General features: G+C 61.4%; 4 protein-coding genes and 1 pseudogene. 2 read left to right on the top strand and 3 right to left on the bottom strand.

Going from position 1 to position 4,626, the window contains the following annotated elements:
* Both sufB and BGO16_RS14775 read right to left on the bottom strand, forming a co-directional pair.
* The coding region (sufB, locus tag BGO16_RS14780; protein WP_292619607.1) for a Fe-S cluster assembly protein SufB at positions 1-971 on the bottom strand (971 nt) is incomplete at its 3' end.
* A gap of 75 nt (positions 972-1,046) precedes the next feature.
* A complete protein-coding gene (locus BGO16_RS14775; protein WP_292619606.1) occupies positions 1,047-2,234 on the bottom strand; it encodes a cysteine desulfurase family protein in 1,188 nt (395 codons plus the stop codon).
* 120 nt (positions 2,235-2,354) lie between these two features.
* On the opposite strand from BGO16_RS14775, the gene BGO16_RS14770 reads away from it, so the two are divergent.
* Complete coding sequence (locus BGO16_RS14770) at positions 2,355-3,002, top strand: alpha/beta hydrolase (protein WP_292619604.1); 648 nt, start codon at positions 2,355-2,357, stop codon at positions 3,000-3,002.
* A gap of 34 nt (positions 3,003-3,036) precedes the next feature.
* On the opposite strand, the gene BGO16_RS14765 is transcribed toward BGO16_RS14770, so the two are convergent.
* A complete protein-coding gene (locus BGO16_RS14765; RefSeq protein ID WP_292619603.1) occupies positions 3,037-4,137 on the bottom strand; it encodes an anhydro-N-acetylmuramic acid kinase in 1,101 nt (366 codons plus the stop codon).
* 159 nt (positions 4,138-4,296) lie between these two features.
* Between BGO16_RS14765 and BGO16_RS14760 the strand changes: the two are divergent.
* Positions 4,297-4,626 (top strand): annotated as a pseudogene (locus BGO16_RS14760) (tyrosine--tRNA ligase); the annotation flags it as partial.

Genomic DNA, 4,626 nt, shown 5'->3' with positions numbered 1-4,626 from the left:
GTGATGGCGGAGCCGGTCTCGACCTGGGTCCACGAGATCTTCGAATTGGCGCCGCGGCAGTCGCCACGCTTGGTGACGAAGTTGTAGATGCCGCCCTTGCCCTCGGAGTTGCCGGGGTACCAGTTCTGCACCGTCGAATACTTGATCTCGGCGTCGTCGAGCGCGACCAGTTCGACGACCGCGGCGTGCAACTGGTTCTCGTCGCGCTGCGGAGCGGTGCAGCCCTCAAGATAGCTGACATAGGCGCCCTTGTCGGCGATGATGAGCGTGCGCTCGAACTGGCCGGTGTTGCGCTCGTTGATGCGGAAGTAGGTCGACAATTCCATCGGGCAACGCACACCCGGCGGGATGTAGACGAACGAGCCGTCGGAAAACACCGCGGAGTTCAGCGTCGCGAAGAAATTGTCTGAGGTCGGCACGACGCTGCCGAGATACTTCTTCACCAGTTCGGGATGCTGCTGAATCGCATGCGAGATCGGCATGAAGATCACGCCGGCCTTCTTCAGCTCTTCCTGGAACGTGGTCGCCACCGACACCGAGTCGAACACGGCATCGACCGCGACTTTCCGTTCGCCCTCGGGACGAACGACGCCCTCCAGCGCCTCGACCTCGCGCAAGGGAATGCCGAGCTTCTCATAGGTCTTCAGGATTTCCGGATCGATCTCGTCGAGCGAGGAGATCTCCTTCTTCGGCTTGGGCGCGGAATAATAATAAAGATCCTGGTAGTCGATCTTCGGATAGTCGACGCGCGCCCAGTTCGGCTCCTGCATGGTGAGCCAGCGGCGATAGGCTTCAAGCCGCCACTCCAGCATCCAGGCCGGTTCGTTTTTCTTTTCGGAAATAAACCGGATGGTGTCTTCGGAAAGTCCCTTGGGAGCCTTCTCGGACTCGATGATGGTCTCGAATCCATACCGGTATTGATCGACGTCGATCTGGCGAACCCGATCGACCGTCTCTTGTACGGCTGCCATTCCTACCTCCGCTCGCGGTTTCAAGGACCACGGTGGATTTGAAGTCTCAGCGCCTGCTGTTCTCGAGAAATCCTCTTAGAACCGTTCAAGCACTGTTTCGTCTTTCCTTAGTAGTGCACCTGAGAGCTTTCGCCAAGCCTTAATAGCCTGATCGACGTCCGCGTCCTTGGTCTCCCAGCCCAGCGAAAATCGTATCGCGCTTCTGACCAGTTCCGGACCGTAGCCCATCGCCTGCAATACATGCGAGGGTTGCACCTTCCCCGAGGAACACGCAGAACCTGAAGATACAGCAATCCCCTCAAGGTCGAATCTGACTACGGCAGTCTCCGCTTTCAACCCCGGAACGCCGAAAAGTGTCGTATTCGGCAGACGCGCGACATCATGCGAAAAAATAACGCTAGCTTGGGATTCGCCTTGGTCGCTGCCTTGGCTTTGCCTCAAGCCTTGTTCGAGCCGGTTGCGGAGGCTTTCGATCCGGGGCATGTCGCTCGCCCTCACCGCGACCGCCGCCTTCACCGCGGCTCCAAAGCCGGCAATGGCTGCCACGTTTTCCGTGCCGGCGCGGCGACCGCGCTCCTGACCCCCGCCCCGTATCAAGGGGTGAAGACCGATCACATCCTCCGCAAGGACCAATGCGCCCGCCCCCGCCGGGCCGCCAATCTTGTGCGCGGAAAGGGATAGAAGATCGATATTCAACTCTTTGATATTGAATTCTATTTTTCCAAGCGCCTGAGCCGCGTCGACGTGCAGCAGCCCGCCCGCCTCGTGGACCAGACCGGCCACCTCGACGACCGGTTGGATGGCGCCCGTTTCATTGTTGGCGAGCATGACCGACACCAAGGCCGGCGGTCTTCCCGCGAGCATCGTTCGTAAGGCTTCGAGGTCAATTACTCCCGAGCGCAGCACCGGCAGGCGGGCGATCCGGTCAGGCGCGAACTGGCCGCCGGTCAGCACCGAGGCATGTTCTATGGAAGAAACGATAAGCCTATCAATATTTTGCTTATTTTTTTCAAGGCCATTGCTTAAAGCCAGCGCATTGGCTTCGGTCCCGCCGGATGTGAAGATCACGTTGCGGGGTTCGGCGCCGACAGCCACAGCCAGCGCGGCGCGCGCCTTCTCCATCAGCCCGCGCGCGCGCCTTCCTTCTGCATGAATGGACGAGGGGTTACCAAGAACGTCCCATGCGGCGGCCATCGCCTCGCGCGCCTCGCGGCGCAGTGGCGTGGTGGCGTTCCAGTCGAGATAAGTCCGCTCCTGCATCATCTTGTGACTCTACAATATTTTTGACTGGCGCCGACACACCCGCGCAAGATGCTTGCTTTTCGCCCCTCGCTCTATGCTAGAACGCGGCGGCATTCGCGGACGATTTGCCAAGGATTCTTAATGCCTGAAGTCATTTTTACTGGTCCCGCCGGCCGTCTCGAAGGCCGTTATCATCCGGCGAAGCAGAAAAATGCGCCGATCGCGATGGTCCTGCATCCGCATCCGCAGTTTCGCGGCAGCATGAACCACCCGATCGTCTATCAGGTCTACTACGCTTTCGTGGCGCGGGGCTTTTCGGTGCTGCGTTTCAATTTTCGCGGCGTCGGCCGCAGCCAGGGCTCCTTCGACCACGGTACCGGCGAACTATCGGACGCGGCTGCCGCGCTCGACTGGGCGCAGACCATCAATCCGGAAGCGCGCGCCTGCTGGGTGGCCGGCTTTTCCTTCGGCGCCTGGATCGGCATGCAATTGCTGATGCGCCGGCCCGAAGTCGAAGGCTTCATTTCGATCGCGCCGGAGCCCAACCGCTATGATTTTTCCTTTCTCGCGCCATGCCCGTCGTCGGGCCTCATCGTCCATGGCGAAAAGGATATCGTCGCGCCCGCCAAGGATGTCACGACGCTGGTGGAAAAACTGAAGACCCAAAAGGGAATCGTGATCGACCAGCACATCATTCCGGGCGCCAACCATTTCTTCGAGGACAAGATGGAGCCGCTGATGGAGACGGTGACCGGCTATCTCGATATGAGGCTCGCCAACATCCGCTGACCGTTCGCAGCCGAATAAGCGGCTCAAGGCTTGGTCACGGCTTGGCGATGACTCCGCCGGTCATCGGAATAGGTACGCCGGTGGTCGAGGGATAACTCAGGGGCAAGCCTTGCAGGCCGCGCGCAGCGAGATAGGCGAAAGCCTGCGCCTCGATGGCGTCGGCCGACCAGCCCAGCGCCTCGGCCGACTCGACAGAAGCCGGCGCAACCCTCTCCCTCAACATTCCGAGCATGGTCGGATTGCGGGCTCCCCCGCCGGCCACGATCCAGCTTTCCGGCCGCTTCGGCAGTAGCGGAACGATCCGCGCGATCGCCGCCGCGGTGAAAGCGGTCAGCGTTGCCGCGCCATCGGCGGGCGCCATGTCGGGCAGCGACAACGACGCGAAATCATTGCGGTCGAGAGATTTCGGCGGCGACTGCGCGAAGAAGGGGTGTTGCAAGGCATGCGCGATCCAGTCCGCGTCGGGACGGCCCTGCGCCGCCAGCCGCCCCTCGCCGTCAAAGGATTGGCCCGTCACGCGCAGCATGAAATCGTCGAGCAGCGCATTGCCGGGGCCGGTATCGCAGGCGATCAAGGTTTCGGCGCCATCGATATAGGTGATGTTGGAGACCCCGCCGATATTGACCACGCAGACCGCTCCTTCGCGACTCTGCGATTGCGCCAGCGCGCGATGATAGACCGGCACGAACGGCGCGCCCTGCCCGCCGGCGGCCACATCGGCCGCGCGAAAATCGTGCATGACCGGAACGCGGATCGCTTTCGCCAACGATTCCGCGTCACCGATCTGCACCGTCAGCCGCTGAGCCGGCCGATGCAGCACGGTCTGGCCATGGAAGCCGACAATCTCGATGTTTTCGCGCGCGATATGATTTTGCGCGAGGAACGCAGCAACGGCTTCGGCGTGCGCCATGGTCACGGCGCGCTCGGCCTCGCCGATCACGCCCGGCCGTGCATCGCGCTGCGTCAGATTGACAGCCTCCGCCAGAGCCTCTCGCAACAGGCCGCGTTCGTGGCCCGTGTAAGGGCGGTAGCCGGTCGGCCCGAACGCGGCCACTCGCTCGCCGTCGGTTTCGATCAAGGCGATATCGACACCGTCCAGCGAGGTGCCGCTCATCAGACCGATCGCCATCATCATCGTGCGGATCCCCCGGGTGGCTGCCATGCTAGGTCTGGCTTGTACCGAACGGACACTTCTTATAATGGCACACAGCAGAGTCAGGCGGCAGTGTCCGACAATCATACACCGGAATCGCTTGCGTCAGAATCGAACGAAAACGATCAGAGTTAGATAGCCATGGCCGCCTTCAAGTCCGATTTCCTCAACATTCTTCAGGAACGAGGCTTCATCCATCAGTGCTCCGATATCGAGGGGCTTGATGCGCTGGCCGCGAAAGGCCAGGCGACGGCTTATGTCGGCTACGACTGCACCGCACCCTCGCTGCACATCGGCAACTACCTGACCATGATGATGCTCCACTGGCTTCAGCAGAGCGGCAACAAACCGATCACGCTGATGGGCGGCGGCACGACCATGGTCGGCGACCCATCCGGCAAGGATGAATCGCGCGCGATCCGCAGCGTCGCGGAAATCGAGGCCAACAAGGCCAGCATTCGCGGCGTGTTC

Origin of the sequence: Nitrobacter sp. 62-23 (assembly GCF_001897285.1) — a bacterium.
Taxonomy (GTDB): Bacteria; Pseudomonadota; Alphaproteobacteria; order Rhizobiales; family Xanthobacteraceae; genus Nitrobacter.
Note: the sequence above shows the minus strand (reverse complement) of the source record. Positions and strands in the feature narration are given on the sequence as shown.